Here is a 14164-nt window from a genome sequence, read left to right on the forward strand (position 1 = left end):
GCTGCGATGACGGAAAAGGCGCTGGATCATCTCATCGAAAGACTGGACGGCCTGGCGCCGTTGACTGCGCTTGTGCTGGGTTCGGGCCTGGGCGGGCTGGTCGACCGGATCGAGGATCCGATCCGCATCTCCTATGGCAAGCTGCCGGGTTTTCCCCGAAGCGGCGTCACCGGCCATGCCGGCGAAGTGGTGGCGGGGTTGTTTGCCGGCGTGCCGGTGCTGATGCTGTCCGGCCGCGCCCACTATTACGAGCACGGCAACGCGGCGGCGATGCGGCCGGTGCTGGAAGTGCTTGCCGGCATCGGCATCACGAAACTGATCCTCACCAATGCCGCCGGCTCGGTCGATCCGGAAATGCCGCCGGGATCGGTGATGCTGATATCGGACCACATCAATTTCTCGGGCAGCAATCCGCTGATCGGCGAACCCAGCGACCGCCGCTTCGTTGGTCTTACCGAAGCTTATGATGCCAGCATCCGCAGGGCGCTCGAACACGCGGCGAAGGCGACCGGCACCGCATTGCACACGGGCGTCTACATGTGGTTCTCCGGCCCGTGCTTCGAAACACCGGCCGAGATCCGGATGGCGCGCATCATGGGCGCCAACGCGGTCGGCATGTCGACCGTACCGGAGGTCATTCTCGCCCGCTTCCTCGGGCTGCGCGTCGCCGCCTGCTCGGTCATCACCAACCTGGCAGCCGGCATGACCGGGGCCGAGCTCTCGCACCAGGAGACCAAGGATATGGCACCGGTTGGAGGCGCGCGGCTGGCAACGATCCTGAAGCGCGTGTTCCGCGACGGCCTGCTGGAGAGCTGATGCTTCCGCAGGAAATCATCCGCCGCAAGCGCGATGGCCTGAGGCTGTCGGAGCAGGAGATCGCCGGCTTCGTCGAAGGCGTGACATCAGGCGCCGTTTCGGACGGCCAGGTCGGCGCCTTCGCCATGGCGGTGTTCTTCAACGGCATGAACCGAGACGAAGCGGTCGCTCTGACGCTCGCCATGCGCGATTCCGGCGATGTGCTCGATTGGTCGGACTTGCCCGGCCCGGTTACCGACAAGCATTCGACAGGCGGCGTTGGTGACAACGTCTCGCTGATGCTGGCGCCGATCGTCGCCGCCTGCGGCGCTTATGTGCCGATGATATCGGGCCGTGGCCTTGGCCACACCGGCGGCACGCTGGACAAGATGGATGCGATCCCAGGCTATGTCAGTCAGCCTGACATCGCCCTGTTTCGCAAGGCGGTGCTTGAAACCGGCTGCGCCATTATCGGCCAGACCGCCGACCTCGCACCCGCCGACCGCCGGCTCTATGCGATCCGCGATGTCACCGGCACGGTCGAATCAGTGCCCTTGATCACCGCTTCGATCCTGTCGAAGAAGCTGGCGGCCGGGCTGCAGTCGCTGGTGCTCGATGTCAAGGTCGGCAACGGCGCCTTCATGGAGAAGTCGCGCGACGCGACGGCTCTGGCCAACAGTCTGGTCGAGATCGCCAATGGTGCCGGGCTGAAGGCCTCGGCATTGATCACCGGCATGAACGAGCCGCTGGCCTCGGCCGCCGGCAACGCCGTCGAGGTGCGCAATGCCGTCGACTTCCTCACCGGCCGGTTTCGTGACCATCGGCTGGAGGACGTGACGCTGGCGCTGGCCGCCGAAATGCTGCAGTCGGCGGGACTGGTGTCGTCCAATCAGGATGGCATGCGGCGCGCCACCGAGACGCTCGCCAGCGGCCGTGCCGCCGCCACGTTCGCGCGCATGGTGGCCGCGCTCGGCGGCCCCGCCGATTTCATCGAGAAGCCGGAAAAATACCTCGCTCCGGCTGCGACCGAATTTGCCGTCAAGGCGACCGCGAACGGCTTCGTCACCGGCATTGCCACCCGCGACATCGGTCTCGCCGTGGTTGCCCTGGGCGGCGGACGCACGCGGCCGGACGACAAGGTCGACCCTGCGGTCGGCATCACCAGGCTGTTGCCTGTCGGAGCGGAGGTCAGGCTCGGCGAGCCCTTGGCTCTGATCCATGCCCGCACGATGTCGGATGCCGAGGCTGCCGCGGCAGCCGTGCTTTCGGCCTACGCGATCGGGGCCTCGAAGCCAGCGGCCGACAAGTCGGTCATCCGCCGGATTCTGCCGCGCGGCTAATTACTGAACAAGCAGCAGCGTGCCGTTCTCGACCTGGTATTTGTCGAGCCGGTTGAGGAAGCTCATGCCGATCAGGTTGGTGCGCAGCGCCTTGTCGTCGAGCACGATGGTCTGGACGTCGTTGACGGTGATGCTGCCGATCTGCAGGCGGTCGATCACTGCCACGGCTGCCTTGATGGTGCCGTTGGCGGTGCTGACCTCGTGCGTGAACTCGGAAGGGTTCAGCGACAGGCCGATCCTGCGCGCCGTCGAAATGTTGATGGCGACCAGCGTGGCGCCGGTGTCGATCATGCCGTCGATCTGACGTCCGTTGAGCTTGAAGGCCGACGAGAAGTGTCCGCGATCGTCTGCCGCAACGACCACCCTGCGGCCCATCGGCAGCGGCGCCGCCGGCTTGTCGGGCACCGAAGCCAAATTGACGTCAGGCCGGGCTCCGACCGCCTGTTTGCCCGGTGCCGCCGATCTCAGCAAATTTTCAACGAGTTGCGGATTCGACTGATACACGATCGGTATCGATGCCGACGTGCCGGCGAAAACGCCAAGGATGAGAAGTTTGCGCAGCATGGATCGGCCTCGCCGCATGACCCCGAAAATCGGGGGCGATTTTCGGAAAGGATCATGCACAAAATCAAAAGTGCTACGGCGTCCTTTGCGCACCGAATGAACGCGTGGCGCTGTAGTGAGAGCCGATCCTTAAGCCCGGATGGTTTTTGCCGCTTTAACGGTCGCCAAAACCGCGTCTTTGCGTAAACATTCGGTAAATCGCACCAGGCAAGTTGCCGGGTACTACTTGGTCCCGTACATGCGGTCGCCGGCATCGCCGAGGCCGGGCATGATGTAGCCCTTCTCGTTGAGCTGGCGGTCGATGGAAGCCGTGAAGACGGGAACGTCCGGATGCGCCTTGGTGAAGCGCTCGATGCCTTCGGGCGCCGCCAGCAGGCAAAGGAAGCGGATATTGGTGGCGCCGCGCTCCTTCAGCTTGTCGATCGCCGCGATCGCCGAATTGGCGGTTGCCAGCATCGGATCGACGACGATCACCAAACGGTCGGCGAGGTCGCTCGGCGCCTTGAAGAAATATTCCACCGCTTCCAGCGTTTCGTGATCGCGATAGAGACCGACATGGGCGACGCGGGCCGCCGGCACCAGGTCGAGCAGGCCTTCCAGCAAGCCGTTGCCGGCGCGCAGCACCGAGGCGAAGACCAGCTTCTTGCCCTCCAGCGTCGGCGCCTCCATCGTTTCCATCGGCGTTTCGATCGTCGTCGTCGTCAGTTCGAGGTTGCGGGTGACCTCGTAGCCAAGCAGCAGCGAGATTTCGCGCAGCAGCCGGCGGAAGCCGGCCGTCGAGGTCTCCTTCTTGCGCATGATTGTCAGCTTGTGCTGGACAAGCGGATGATCGATGACGGTGACGCCCTGCATGGTGCTCTCCTGATGCTGCGCCCGAAAGTGCGCGCATGGTCCTTGTGAGACGCGCCGCGCTTCAAGCTGTTTGAGCGAACCCTAGCGACAATGCGGCGGCCAAGGAACCGCCTGGCCTAACCCGACCACAGTTTTGTCGGCAGAAATCAGCGTGCCGCGCTGTTTAACCTGGCAAGAAGTGCTGACTTGGTTTTTTTGTCGACGAAAGCAGCTTCGATGGCGGTCCGGGTAACGGCGACCAGCGCCTTTTCGCTCATCGCGAAATGCTCGGCCGCGATGTCGTATTCGCGCTTCAGCGAGGTCCAGAAATAGGGCGGATCGTCGGAATTGAGTGTCACCTTGCAGCCGGCCGCCTGCAGCGCCGGAAACGGATGGTCGGCAAAACTGTCGAACACCTTGAGCGCGACGTTGGAGCCGGGGCAGCATTCGAGCACGACGCCCTCGTCGGCAATGCGCCGGACAAGGTCCGGATTCTCGATGGCACGCACGCCGTGGCCGATGCGAGAGGGACGGATGTGATCGAGCGCCGCCTGGACAGTCTCCCAGCCCGTCAGTTCGCCGGCATGGATGGTGATGCCGAGCCCAGCCTCGCGCGCGATCTCGAAAGCCCTGACATAGTCATCCATCTCGCCGATGCGCTCATCTCCGGCGACGCCGAAACCGGTGACCAGCGGGTGCTCGCAGCGCGCCGCGAAACGCGCCGCCTGTTCGATCGACTCGACGCCGACATGGCGCACGCCGGTGACGATCATGCGGCCCTCGATGCCGGTCTTTGCCTTGGCACGCGCCATGCCTTCGCCAAGCGCGTCGGTATAGGCCTTGGGCGAAAGCCCGGCCTTCCTTGCATGGTCCGGCGAGGTGAATATCTCGGAATAGATAGCCCCGTCGCGGGCAAGGCTGGTCAGATAATGATCGGCCAGCCGCGCATAGTCCTCCTCGGTCCGGAACAGATCGGACGAAAAGTCGTAAGCGGCGAGGAAGGACGTGAAATCGTGCCAGACGAACGAACCGTTCTGGATATAGGGCGAGGTGTCCTTGCCGTATATCTGCGCTTGGCGGATGACGAGCTCTGGCGACGCTGCCCCTTCGATGTGGCAGTGCAGTTCCGCTTTCAAAGGCATTCAATCATCCCGTCGGTCAGTCCAGGTCTCGAAAACCGCCACCTGGAAGCGCGGCTGAACACCGCGCCTTAAACAATAGCGCCCACACTATCGATCGGCTATGGTCCCGCCGGTTTTATGACGGATCAAAAAAATGTCAGTTGAGAGAACCACGGCCGCGGGCGGCATGGAAACCTCCTATGGTTTCAAGCGTGTAGGGGCTGGCGACAAGCAGTCTCTGGTCAACGATGTTTTCCACAAGGTCGCCAACCGCTACGACCTGATGAACGATCTGATGTCGGCCGGCCTTCACCGGCTGTGGAAGGATGCCATGGTGACATGGCTCAATCCTCCAAAAAGGATCGGCTGGCGCGTGCTCGACGTTGCCGGCGGCACCGGCGACATCGCCTTTCGCATCGTCGATGCCAGCCACGGCAATGCCCATGTCACGGTGCTCGACATCAATGGCTCGATGCTGGCCGTCGGCCGCGATCGCGCCGAAAAGAAAGGCCTGTCCGGCAACACCGATTTCGTCGAGGCCAATGCCGAGGAACTGCCCTTCCCTGACGCCTCATTCGACGCCTACACCATCGCTTTCGGCATTCGCAACGTGCCGCGCATCGATGTCGCGCTCAGCGAAGCGTTTCGGGTGTTGAAGCCGGGCGGGCGATTCCTGTGCCTTGAATTTTCCGAAGTCGAGATGCCGCTGCTCGACAAGGTCTACGAAGCCTGGTCATTCAACGCCATTCCGAAGATCGGCAGGATGGTGACCGGCGACGGCGAGCCCTATTCCTATCTGGTCGAATCGATCGCCAGGTTTCCCAACCAGCAGAATTTCGCGACGATGATTTCCCGCGCCGGCTTCGATCGCGTTTCCTTCCGCAACTATTCCGGCGGTATTGCCGCGCTTCATTCGGGCTGGAAGCTTTGAGGCCGGGGCGCATTTCTCACATTCGATATGCGCTGTGCCGGTTCGAAGAGCCGGCAGGACGAGCGCGGCCATGAGCACCGCCGGCGCTGGATTTCGGCTTATGCGCGCCGGCTGGGTGCTTATGCGCGAGGGCGTCGTTGCCGCCTTGCCAGGCGAGGAACTGTCCGGCCTGCCGAAATTCGGCTGGCGACTGGCGCGGCTGTTCACCCGCCGCCGCGCGCTTGCCTATGAGCGCAGCGACCGGCTGGCCAAGGCGGTTGTCCGGCTCGGACCGTCCTATGTCAAGCTCGGCCAGTTCCTGGCGACACGGCCCGACGTTGTCGGCAACGACATGGCTCTCGATCTCGCCATGTTGCAGGACAAGATGCACACCTTCCCGAAGGTCGAGGCTATCGCGGCTATCGAGGCTTCGCTCGGGCGCAAGATCGGCGATCTCTATTCGCAGTTTGGTGATCCGGTCGCTGCCGCCTCCATCGCCCAGGTCCATGCCGCCGACGCGGTCCATGACGGCGTTGCCACCAAGGTGGCGGTCAAGGTGATTCGGCCGGGCGTGCGCCGCCGCTTCTTCCAGGATCTCGAAAGCTATTTCCTCGCCGCCCGCCTGCAGGAAAAATACATCGCGTCGTCCCGTCGTCTGCGGCCGGTCGAGGTCACCGAGACGCTGGCGCAGACCACCAAGATCGAGATGGATCTTCGCCTCGAGGCGGCCGCGCTTTCCGAGCTCGGCGAAAGCACCAGGAACGACCCCGGCTTTCGTGTGCCATCTGTCGACTGGGAGCGCACCGGCCGCGATGTGCTGACGATGGAATGGGTCGACGGCGTCAAGATGAACGACATTGCTGGCCTCGAAGCCGCCGGCCATGACCTGAAGGCGATCGCCGCCAACCTTATCCAGTCGTTCCTGCGCCACACGTTGCGTGACGGCTTCTTCCATGCCGACATGCATCCGGGCAACCTCTTCGTCGAGGCAAACGGCACCATCGTCGCCGTCGATCTCGGCATTGCCGGACGCCTCGGCAAGAAGGAGCGCCGGTTCCTCGCCGAAATCCTCTACGGCTTCATCGTGCGCGACTATCTGCGCGTCGCCGAGGTGCATTTCGAGGCCGGCTACGTGCCGCGCCAGCACAATGTCGCGGCCTTCGCGCAAGCGATCCGGGCGATCGGTGAGCCGATCCATGGCCAGCCGGCCGAGACCATTTCGATGGCCAAGCTTTTGACGCTGCTATTCGAGGTGACCGAACTCTTCGACATGGCGACGCGGCCGGAACTGATCCTGCTGCAGAAGACCATGGTGGTGGTCGAAGGTGTCGCGCGCACGCTCGACCCGGCCTTCAACATGTGGAAGACGGCCGAACCGGTGGTAAGCGGCTGGATCGCCGGTAACCTCGGGCCGCGCGGCATGATGCTCGATGCGCGCGACGGCGCCAAGGCGCTGCTGACGCTCGCCCGCCAGGCGCCCGAGCTTGCGGCGCGCACCGATCGCCTGTCGCGCGAGATCGATCTGATGGCCGAGCACGGCCTGCGCTTCGACGAGACCACCGCGCGCGCCATCGGCAAGGCCGAGGCGCATTACAGCCGCTCCGGCCGTCTGGCGCTGTGGGTGATCGCGCTGGCGCTGGTCTATATCGCTTGGAAGATCGTCTAGTACTTAGTCGCTTCGGACTCCGAGGCTGCAATTTGCGCCAATTTGATTGCATTGCTATCATTGCATTCGCCCATCTCAGCCGAGTGCAATCACATGGCCAGCATCACGATCCGCAACCTAGACGATGAGGTCAAGGGGCTGCTGCGCCGGTTGGCGGCGGAGAACGATCGCTCCATGGAAGAACAGGCACGGGTGATGATCCGTGCCGCCGTTGATGGGCAGATCGGCCCGGTGGGTCGCATCGACCAGATCGAGAAGACGCTGCGCGAACTGACCAGCGCGCACGGAGCGGCGGTCCCCGCTAACGCACCGGCAGGCAAGAGGCTGCAGCACGGTCTCTCCGGCAAGCGCATCCTGCTCATCATCGGCGGCGGCATCGCCGCCTATAAGGCGCTCGATCTGATACGTCGGCTGCGCGAGCGTGGGGCTGCGGTTCGGGTGGTTATGACATCCGCTGCACAGGAATTCGTTACCACGCTGTCGGTCGGCGCGCTCTCCGCCGATCATGTCTTCGCCGACCTGTTCGACCGCCAGGACGAGCACGATGTCGGTCATATCAGGCTGTCGCGCGAGGCCGATCTGCTGGTGGTGGCTCCCGCCACCGCCGACCTTATGGCCAAGCTTGCCAATGGCCACGCCAACGATCTTGCCTCCACCGTGCTCATCGCCACCGACAAGCCTGTGTTGATGGCGCCTGCCATGAACCCCAGGATGTGGGCGCATCCGGCCACCCGCCGCAACCGAGCGACGCTGCAGAAGGACGGCATTGCCTTCGTCGGCCCGGCCAAGGGCGAGATGGCCGAAAGCAACGAGGCGGGCGAAGGCCGCATGGCCGAGCCGCTGGAGATCGTCGCCGCCATCGAGGCGCTGCTCGATGTCGGCCCCAAGCCGCTGTCGGGGCGCAAGATCATCGTCACCTCCGGCCCGACGCATGAGCCTATCGACCCGGTGCGCTATATCGCCAACCGTTCCTCCGGCAAGCAGGGCCATGCCATCGCCGCGGCACTGGCGAGACTCGGCGCCGATGTCCGTCTCGTCTCCGGCCCGGTCGGCATTGCCGATCCCGCCGGTGTCAAGACCATCCATGTCGAACGAGCGCAAGAGATGCGCGATGCGGTCGAACAACTCCTGCCCGCCGACGCGGCGGTGTTCGTCGCCGCGGTTGCCGACTGGCGCAGCGAAAATTCGGCCGGTGAGAAGATCAAGAAGGTTGCGGGCGAAGGGCCGCCGGTGCTGCGCATGATCGAGAACCCCGACATTCTCGCCGGGATTGGGCATCACAGCCAGCGACCCGGCCTTGTGATCGGCTTCGCCGCCGAGACACAGGATCTCTTGCGCAACGCCGAGGCCAAGCTGCGGAAGAAAGGTGCCGATTTCATCGTTGCCAACGACGTGTCGCAGTCCAGCGGCGTTGGCCCTTCAGGCGTGATGGGCGGCGATCGCAATCGGGTGCGGATCGTATCGAAGTCCGGCGTCGAGGAATGGCCCGAGATGAGCAAGGACGAAGTGGCGGCGCGGCTCGCCGCCCTGATCGCCGAAAGGCTGAAAACGATCGTCGTTTGAGCCGACGCGAAGACGTCCGGCCACTGCGTTCTGCTGCGGCGACGCACCGCCTTCAAGCGCCGCGCTTCAGGTCCTGCGGCTCCACATGACCTTTGCGGTCAATTGGTCAAAAGCTCCGCGGTTCGGGCAAGCGCGCCGGCGAAGCCGTTGAGCGGAATGGAAAAGCTCACCGCCTGTCCGGTGTCGGCCGCGAAGGCATCGATCTTCAGTGTGGTGCCTGACTTCAGCAGCGGCGTGACCGTCGCATCGAGCGCCACCGGCACCAGACATCCGACGACCTGGCAGGTGTTGAATGCCAGGGTGCCGTCCAGCTTCTGGTCGTCGATGGACAGACTGACCCCCTTGGCCAACGCCAGCCCGAACGGCAGTGCAAGCGTTCCCGTGGCGTCCTCGCCGGTCTTGCTCGACAGCTCGATCGCCAGCAGGCGCTGGTTGGTTTGCTTGTTGAATTGCTGATGCGACAGACTGCAGATCTTGGTCGTGCCTGATATCTGGCAATTGACGGTCCAGTCGCCATGGGTTTCGGACAGGGCGGACGCTCCACCAGGCAACTGCGGCGCATCGGCGGCGGGCGGCGCCGCCACCTTGTCGCCCTTGGTCTGCGCCGCCGCGGCCGGCACGCCGATGGCACAGGCAACACCCAGCATCGCCATGAGATACGCGTACTTCCTCATCAAGTCCTCCCGCCCGGCTCCGCCTCGGGCCAGAAGCTGACCTTGAGAGACGCGCTGATCGCGTTCTGTTTAACCGTTTCGCCGAAGGCGCCATCATACCCGACGGCCACCATTGACGCATCCAGCACAAGGCTGACGCCGACCCGATAGAGCGGCGAATCGACGGCCTCCGTCAAGTGCAATGCGGGGTTGCCGGGCAGATTCTCCGCCACCGAGCGGGGTCACCCAACGGTCGACAAGCCGATGTCGCTTGGAACGGCGCCTGGATATGGCACGGCCGGGCAGATGCCCTATATTAAGGCGAGGATTTTTGCGCGGGAATGAATGGATGTTAGCACTTCGACCATCAATGATTTTCAGGTCGGCAATGCTGGCCACGGCAATGCTGGTGGGCGCTTGCCTGCCCACTTTCGCGCAAGCCATCGATTCCGCCGCCGGCGACAACGCGTTGATTCGGCAGAACGACCTGCAAATTCTGGAAAACAGGATACAGCGCCAACAATTCCAGCAGCAACAGCAGCAGTATCGCGCCCAGGACCGCCAGATCGTTCAGCAACCGCCACCGATGGTGCAGCAACTCAATCCAAGCTGCCAGACGCAGATAATCGGCACCACCGCGGTGCGCAATTGCCGCTGACATCCAGTCGTTTTTCGTTTATTTAGCCGACTTATGTATTCGGAGTGCCCTGCGGCACAAGCGAAATGTTTGGTTTGCAACGATGCCTGGTCGCGGCTATGCGGCATTGCATCGACTGGATGACGAATGGCAGCCCCCAAGAAAAAGGCCGTCCGCAAGGCAAAGAAGGGCGACAGGATCCGCCAGGTGGCGGCTATTCCCTTTCGGCTGAACGCGCGCGGCGATATCGAGGTCATGCTAGTCACGTCGCGAACCACCAGGCGCTTCATCGTCCCCAAGGGATGGCCTATGAAAGGCAAGAACGGACGCAAGGCGGCGACCATCGAGGCGCAGGAGGAAGCTGGCGTGCTCGGCAAGACGCTGAAGCAGCCGGCGGGCATCTATTCCTACTGGAAGCGGCTGGCCAACCGCTTTGTCCGCGTCGACGTCATCGTCTACCTGCTTGAAGTGACCGAGGAACTGGGCGACTGGCAGGAAGCAAAACGACGCCAGCGGGCCTGGCTGACGCCGGCCGACGCAGCCATGCTCATCGATGAACCCGACCTTTCGACGCTGGTGAAAACCTTGAAGGTCCCCCAGCCCGTGGCGGTCGATCAGGCCTAGATCAATCAGGCCCCGAGCAAAGAGCTCCGAGCCTCACTTGTCGGCCGCCGCCCGCGCCACCCGCGCCTTCGCGCGGACGCCTCCATGCTCGAGCAGGCGAGCCTCGCGGCGGACGCGCTGTCGTAGAACGCGCTTCTCGTTGGTAAGGCTCGCTCAGTTCAACTTGACCAGAACCACTCGGCGGTTCTTGGCGCGGCCCGCGTCGTCATCATTGCTGGCGACAGGCGCCATCATGCCGGCGCCGGCCGCGGTGAGCCGCGCCCCGTCGATGCCGTATTTCGCCACTAGCGCTGCCTTGACCGCTTGTGCCCGTCGCGACGAGAGGTCGAGATTGTAGTCGAAGGCGCCCTGGTTGTCGGTGTGGCCGACGACGATCACGGCCATCTTCGGCTCGTTGGCCAGCAGCGTCGAAATTTCCTTCAGTGTTGGTTCCGACTCCGGCTTGATGTCGGCCTTGTCGGTGTCGAAGAAGATGCCGTAGAGCGAAATGCTGCCGGTGGCGGAAAGGGAATCCGCCATCTTGGCCGCCTCGATGACCAGCATCTTCTTGTCGCGTGCCTTGGGTTCCAGCACCTGGACAATCGCTATGGTGCGGCCGTTGAGCTCCTTGCAGTAGAGATCGCCGGTCATCGAATAGGTCTGCACGGTCACATAGGCGTCGCCGCCTTCCTGCGGCACCTTGGCCGAGAAATAACGCTGGTCATTGATGCCGGAGGTCAGTGCGCAGGCGCCATTGGAGAAGGCTGCATCCTTCAGATCGCTCTCATGAAAGGAATACATCGTCAGGCTCATATCGCCACCGCCGCCACTCGACGAACGGTCGGCAGCGCCGCCGCATTCCTCCTTCTTGCATTCGAACAGGATTTCGCCGCCAGCTGCTGCAATCACATCCTGATAGTTGCGCAACACTTCGAGCGGCGAGCGCTCGGCCGGCAGCACATAGGCAATGCGGGTCAGGGCGCCTTCGACCTCGGCCTTCTTGTCAGGTGCGAAGACACGATTGTTCATCGCATCACGCGCGTCCGGGTCGGCGCTCGGCTTAAGTGGCGACAGCGGCACGCTGAAATCGGTGAAGGCTAGTTTCTCATAAGAGACGATGAATGAGCCCTCGTAGCGCTTGGCGAGATGGTTGTCGGCGGCGCCCTTGATATCGGCCGTCGGCACCGTCGCGTCGGCAGCGGCCAACCGCAATGTCAGCACGAGAACAAACCCCGCCCAGAAAAACACCATGGCTATCGTCTTGAATGCACGCATCGATCATCCCCCTTCGCACTATGATCGATGCTAGCAGACCGGGTATGTCCAGTCGATGACGCCGCCGAGAGCATGATGCCGAAAAGTGCGAAGCGGTTTTTCGGGCGACATCATGCTCTATCCCTTTAGCGTCAGATTCAGACCTCAGGTCGATTCGACCTGAGGTCTGACTCTGACGCTAAGGTCACCGCGCCAGCAGGATGGTCGGGGCGTTATGGTAAGTGGTCTGCACCACTTCCCGGTAGCCGCACTTTGCCGCAACCCTCAGCGAAGCGGCGTTCTCCGGATCGATGATGCAGACGGTCTTCGCCCGCCCGAACGCCTCTTCGCCCCATGCCAGCACGCGGCCTGCCACCTCGGTGGCGAAGCCTGCTCCGTGAACAGTCGGAACCAGCGCCCAGCCGGCCTCGGGAATGCCTTCGATGGACGGCTCCATATCGCGCTTCAGATCGTGAAAGCCGGCCTCGCCGATGAAACGGCCCGTCGCCTTCTCCTCGATTGCCCAGAAACCGTAGCCGAGCAACGACCACAGGCCGGCGTGACGCAGGAAGCGCATCCAGCTCTCTTCGCGCGTGCGCGGCTTGCCTCCGATGAAACGGGTGACGACGGGCTCGGTCCACATCGCGGCATAGGTGTCGAAATCGCCCAGCCGGTGCGCTCGCAGGATGGTTCGCTTCGTCTCGATGACCGGAGCGCTGGTCGCTTGTGGATTGTTCATGAGATCTGTCTCGCACGGATAGTCAGCGCTTAGCAAATAGCCGGCGCGGTGCAAGGGCCAGGGGCGATACGGGCCATCATCCACGCGCCGCTGCTGGGATTTTCGCGCGACGGTGTTACTTTGACCGCAGGCTGATTCAGCACCTGCCGACGCCTCCCCTTTTAGGCGCGGCGGTGCCGTCAAACCAAGGGATAGAGCATGGACACCACCGATCTTGTGCTTGCCATTGCCCATCATGTGCTGGTGTTTTCGCTGGCGGGGATCATCGGCGCCGAATTCGTACTGACCCGTGGCGATCTGGCCGCCGCGACGCTCAAGCGGCTCGCAGGCATCGACCGCCACTATGGCATCATCGCCGTGCTTATCATCGTCGTCGGCATCGGCCGTGTGTTCTATGGCCTCAAGGGCTGGGAATTCTACGTTTACAACTGGGTGTTCTGGGCCAAGATGACGGCGTTTGCCGTCGTCGGCCTGTTGTCGATCATCCCGACGATCCGCTTTGTTTCCTGGAACAGACAGGCGAGCGCCAGTCCCTCGTTCCAGGTGCCGGCGGCCGAGCTTGTGTCCGTGAAGAGCTACATCCGCGCCGAGGCCTTCATCTTCCTGCTCATCCCGGTCTTCGCGGCGGCGATGGCGCGCGGCTACGGCTATTAGAATCGCCGTTTGGGGAGTTATGCCGTTAATGCGAGCGGCGCGAGTTCGACCAGCGGTGCCGGCACATCGGTCGTCTTTACCTCTGCCTTGCAGATGTCGGCGATGATGCAGGCTGGGCAATCCGGCTTGCGCGCCTTGCAGACATAGCGGCCATGCAGGATCAGCCAGTGATGCGCGTGCCGCATATATTCGTCCGGGATGATCTTGAGCAGCCCCTGCTCGACCTGTTCCGGCGTATTGCCAGGGGCCAGCCCGAGCCGGTTGCCGAGGCGTAAAATATGGGTGTCGACCGCCATCGTGTGCTGGCCGAAGGCCATGTTGAGCACGACATTGGCGGTCTTGCGCCCGACGCCGGGCAGCTTGACCAATTCATCGCGCTCGTTGGGCACCTCGCCGCCATGGTCGCGGATCAACGCCTGCGACAGCGCAATCACATTCTTGGCCTTGTTGCGCCAGAGCCCGACGGTGCGGATATGCTCGCCGACCTTGGCTTCGCCCAGTGCCAGCATCTTCTGCGGCGTATCGGCGGCCCTGAACAGCGCCCGCGTCGCCTTGTTGACACCGGCGTCGGTTGCTTGCGCCGACAGCACCACCGCGACCAGCAGCGTGAACGCATTGACATGTTCGAGCTCACCCTTCGGCTCCGGCCGCTGGATCGAAAAGCGCCGGAATATCTCGTGCACTTCCGCCGGGCTGTAGCGCGAAGTGCGCCGCACCGGCTTCGGGCGCGGCTTGGCGTTCGACCCCTCGCGCCGGCCGGGCAGCAATTCTTTTTTGGACATGGAAGAATCTTTGGACTTGGGGCTCGCCATTTCCCTCCTATAATATCCTGCC

General features: G+C 63.3%; 16 protein-coding genes. 8 read left to right on the top strand and 8 right to left on the bottom strand.

All coding sequences use genetic code 11. The annotated features are described in order from the left end of the window. The first annotated feature begins 6 nt into the window (after positions 1-6). Both NKI20_RS11350 and deoA read left to right on the top strand, forming a co-directional pair. Positions 7-816, top strand: coding sequence for a purine-nucleoside phosphorylase (locus NKI20_RS11350; protein WP_352830620.1), 810 nt, complete (start codon positions 7-9; stop codon positions 814-816). Further along, positions 816-2135 carry a thymidine phosphorylase gene (deoA, locus tag NKI20_RS11355; protein WP_352830622.1) on the top strand — a complete coding sequence of 440 codons (1320 nt, stop codon included), beginning with the start codon at positions 816-818 and terminating at the stop codon, positions 2133-2135. The genes NKI20_RS11350 and deoA overlap by 1 nt, the downstream gene beginning before the upstream one ends. Here the strand turns inward: deoA and NKI20_RS11360 are convergent, their stop codons facing one another. The 3 genes from NKI20_RS11360 to NKI20_RS11370 form a co-directional block, all read right to left on the bottom strand. Beyond that, on the bottom strand, positions 2136-2699 hold the full coding sequence (locus NKI20_RS11360; RefSeq protein WP_352725138.1) for a TIGR02281 family clan AA aspartic protease: 564 nt from the start codon (positions 2697-2699) through the stop codon (positions 2136-2138). Between the two features lie 222 nt (positions 2700-2921). Further along, positions 2922-3551 (bottom strand): uracil phosphoribosyltransferase, encoded by a 630-nt coding sequence (upp, locus tag NKI20_RS11365; RefSeq protein ID WP_023759649.1) that lies wholly within the window; start codon positions 3549-3551, stop codon positions 2922-2924. Positions 3552-3697: 146 nt separating this feature from the next. Beyond that, positions 3698-4672 (bottom strand): adenosine deaminase, encoded by a 975-nt coding sequence (locus tag NKI20_RS11370; protein ID WP_352830625.1) that lies wholly within the window; start codon positions 4670-4672, stop codon positions 3698-3700. 133 nt (positions 4673-4805) lie between these two features. On the opposite strand from NKI20_RS11370, the gene ubiE reads away from it, so the two are divergent. The 3 genes from ubiE to coaBC all read left to right on the top strand — a co-directional run bounded on the left by ubiE (position 4806) and on the right by coaBC (position 8790). Then, complete coding sequence (ubiE, locus tag NKI20_RS11375; protein ID WP_352725134.1) at positions 4806-5582, top strand: bifunctional demethylmenaquinone methyltransferase/2-methoxy-6-polyprenyl-1,4-benzoquinol methylase UbiE; 777 nt, start codon at positions 4806-4808, stop codon at positions 5580-5582. A gap of 70 nt (positions 5583-5652) precedes the next feature. Continuing rightward, entirely contained in the window at positions 5653-7227 is a 1575-nt protein-coding gene (gene ubiB, locus NKI20_RS11380; RefSeq protein WP_352830627.1) for a 2-polyprenylphenol 6-hydroxylase, read from the top strand. 93 nt (positions 7228-7320) lie between these two features. Then, positions 7321-8790, top strand: a complete 1470-nt coding sequence (coaBC, locus tag NKI20_RS11385) for a bifunctional phosphopantothenoylcysteine decarboxylase/phosphopantothenate--cysteine ligase CoaBC (RefSeq protein WP_352830629.1) — start codon at positions 7321-7323, stop codon at positions 8788-8790. Positions 8791-8888: 98 nt separating this feature from the next. On the opposite strand, the gene NKI20_RS11390 is transcribed toward coaBC, so the two are convergent. Beyond that, positions 8889-9464: an invasion associated locus B family protein gene (locus NKI20_RS11390; protein ID WP_023759644.1), complete on the bottom strand. Its 576-nt coding sequence runs from the start codon at positions 9462-9464 to the stop codon at positions 8889-8891. After that, the gene (locus NKI20_RS11395; protein ID WP_156938556.1) at positions 9464-9676 is read right to left on the bottom strand and encodes a hypothetical protein; all 213 of its coding nucleotides are present in this window, start codon (positions 9674-9676) and stop codon (positions 9464-9466) included. The genes NKI20_RS11390 and NKI20_RS11395 overlap by 1 nt, the downstream gene beginning before the upstream one ends. Positions 9677-9831: 155 nt before the next feature. On the opposite strand from NKI20_RS11395, the gene NKI20_RS11400 reads away from it, so the two are divergent. Together NKI20_RS11400 and NKI20_RS11405 are read left to right on the top strand one after the other, a co-directional pair. After that, positions 9832-10101, top strand: a complete 270-nt coding sequence (locus NKI20_RS11400; RefSeq protein ID WP_245266640.1) for a hypothetical protein — start codon at positions 9832-9834, stop codon at positions 10099-10101. Positions 10102-10227: 126 nt separating this feature from the next. Continuing rightward, positions 10228-10704, top strand: a complete 477-nt coding sequence (locus tag NKI20_RS11405; RefSeq protein ID WP_352599467.1) for an NUDIX hydrolase — start codon at positions 10228-10230, stop codon at positions 10702-10704. A 153-nt stretch (positions 10705-10857) separates the two neighbouring features. Here NKI20_RS11405 and NKI20_RS11410 read toward each other — a convergent pair whose 3' ends face one another. Both NKI20_RS11410 and NKI20_RS11415 read right to left on the bottom strand, forming a co-directional pair. After that, the gene (locus NKI20_RS11410; RefSeq protein WP_352830633.1) at positions 10858-11958 is read right to left on the bottom strand and encodes an OmpA family protein; all 1101 of its coding nucleotides are present in this window, start codon (positions 11956-11958) and stop codon (positions 10858-10860) included. Positions 11959-12142: 184 nt separating this feature from the next. Further along, positions 12143-12676 (bottom strand): GNAT family N-acetyltransferase, encoded by a 534-nt coding sequence (locus NKI20_RS11415; protein WP_352599463.1) that lies wholly within the window; start codon positions 12674-12676, stop codon positions 12143-12145. Positions 12677-12874: 198 nt separating this feature from the next. On the opposite strand from NKI20_RS11415, the gene NKI20_RS11420 reads away from it, so the two are divergent. After that, positions 12875-13330, top strand: a complete 456-nt coding sequence (locus tag NKI20_RS11420) for a DUF2214 family protein (RefSeq protein WP_352599461.1) — start codon at positions 12875-12877, stop codon at positions 13328-13330. A 17-nt stretch (positions 13331-13347) separates the two neighbouring features. Here the strand turns inward: NKI20_RS11420 and nth are convergent, their stop codons facing one another. Beyond that, on the bottom strand, positions 13348-14142 hold the full coding sequence (gene nth / locus NKI20_RS11425; protein ID WP_352599460.1) for an endonuclease III: 795 nt from the start codon (positions 14140-14142) through the stop codon (positions 13348-13350). Positions 14143-14164 lie beyond the last annotated feature (22 nt).

This window comes from Mesorhizobium sp. M0830 (assembly GCF_040319965.1).
In the GTDB taxonomy this organism is placed as follows: Bacteria; Pseudomonadota; Alphaproteobacteria; order Rhizobiales; family Rhizobiaceae; genus Mesorhizobium.

Coding starts and splice junctions, on each gene's coding strand:
- NKI20_RS11350 (WP_352830620.1), top strand. CDS start 7: ATGACGGAAAAGGCGCTGGATCATCTCATCGAAAGACTGGACGGCCTG.
- deoA (WP_352830622.1), top strand. CDS start 816: ATGCTTCCGCAGGAAATCATCCGCCGCAAGCGCGATGGCCTGAGGCTG.
- NKI20_RS11360 (WP_352725138.1), bottom strand. CDS start 2,699: ATGCTGCGCAAACTTCTCATCCTTGGCGTTTTCGCCGGCACGTCGGCA.
- upp (WP_023759649.1), bottom strand. CDS start 3,551: ATGCAGGGCGTCACCGTCATCGATCATCCGCTTGTCCAGCACAAGCTG.
- NKI20_RS11370 (WP_352830625.1), bottom strand. CDS start 4,672: ATGCCTTTGAAAGCGGAACTGCACTGCCACATCGAAGGGGCAGCGTCG.
- ubiE (WP_352725134.1), top strand. CDS start 4,806: ATGTCAGTTGAGAGAACCACGGCCGCGGGCGGCATGGAAACCTCCTAT.
- ubiB (WP_352830627.1), top strand. CDS start 5,653: ATGAGCACCGCCGGCGCTGGATTTCGGCTTATGCGCGCCGGCTGGGTG.
- coaBC (WP_352830629.1), top strand. CDS start 7,321: ATGGCCAGCATCACGATCCGCAACCTAGACGATGAGGTCAAGGGGCTG.
- NKI20_RS11390 (WP_023759644.1), bottom strand. CDS start 9,464: ATGAGGAAGTACGCGTATCTCATGGCGATGCTGGGTGTTGCCTGTGCC.
- NKI20_RS11400 (WP_245266640.1), top strand. CDS start 9,832: ATGCTGGCCACGGCAATGCTGGTGGGCGCTTGCCTGCCCACTTTCGCG.
- NKI20_RS11405 (WP_352599467.1), top strand. CDS start 10,228: ATGGCAGCCCCCAAGAAAAAGGCCGTCCGCAAGGCAAAGAAGGGCGAC.
- NKI20_RS11410 (WP_352830633.1), bottom strand. CDS start 11,958: ATGCGTGCATTCAAGACGATAGCCATGGTGTTTTTCTGGGCGGGGTTT.
- NKI20_RS11415 (WP_352599463.1), bottom strand. CDS start 12,676: ATGAACAATCCACAAGCGACCAGCGCTCCGGTCATCGAGACGAAGCGA.
- NKI20_RS11420 (WP_352599461.1), top strand. CDS start 12,875: ATGGACACCACCGATCTTGTGCTTGCCATTGCCCATCATGTGCTGGTG.
- nth (WP_352599460.1), bottom strand. CDS start 14,142: ATGGCGAGCCCCAAGTCCAAAGATTCTTCCATGTCCAAAAAAGAATTG.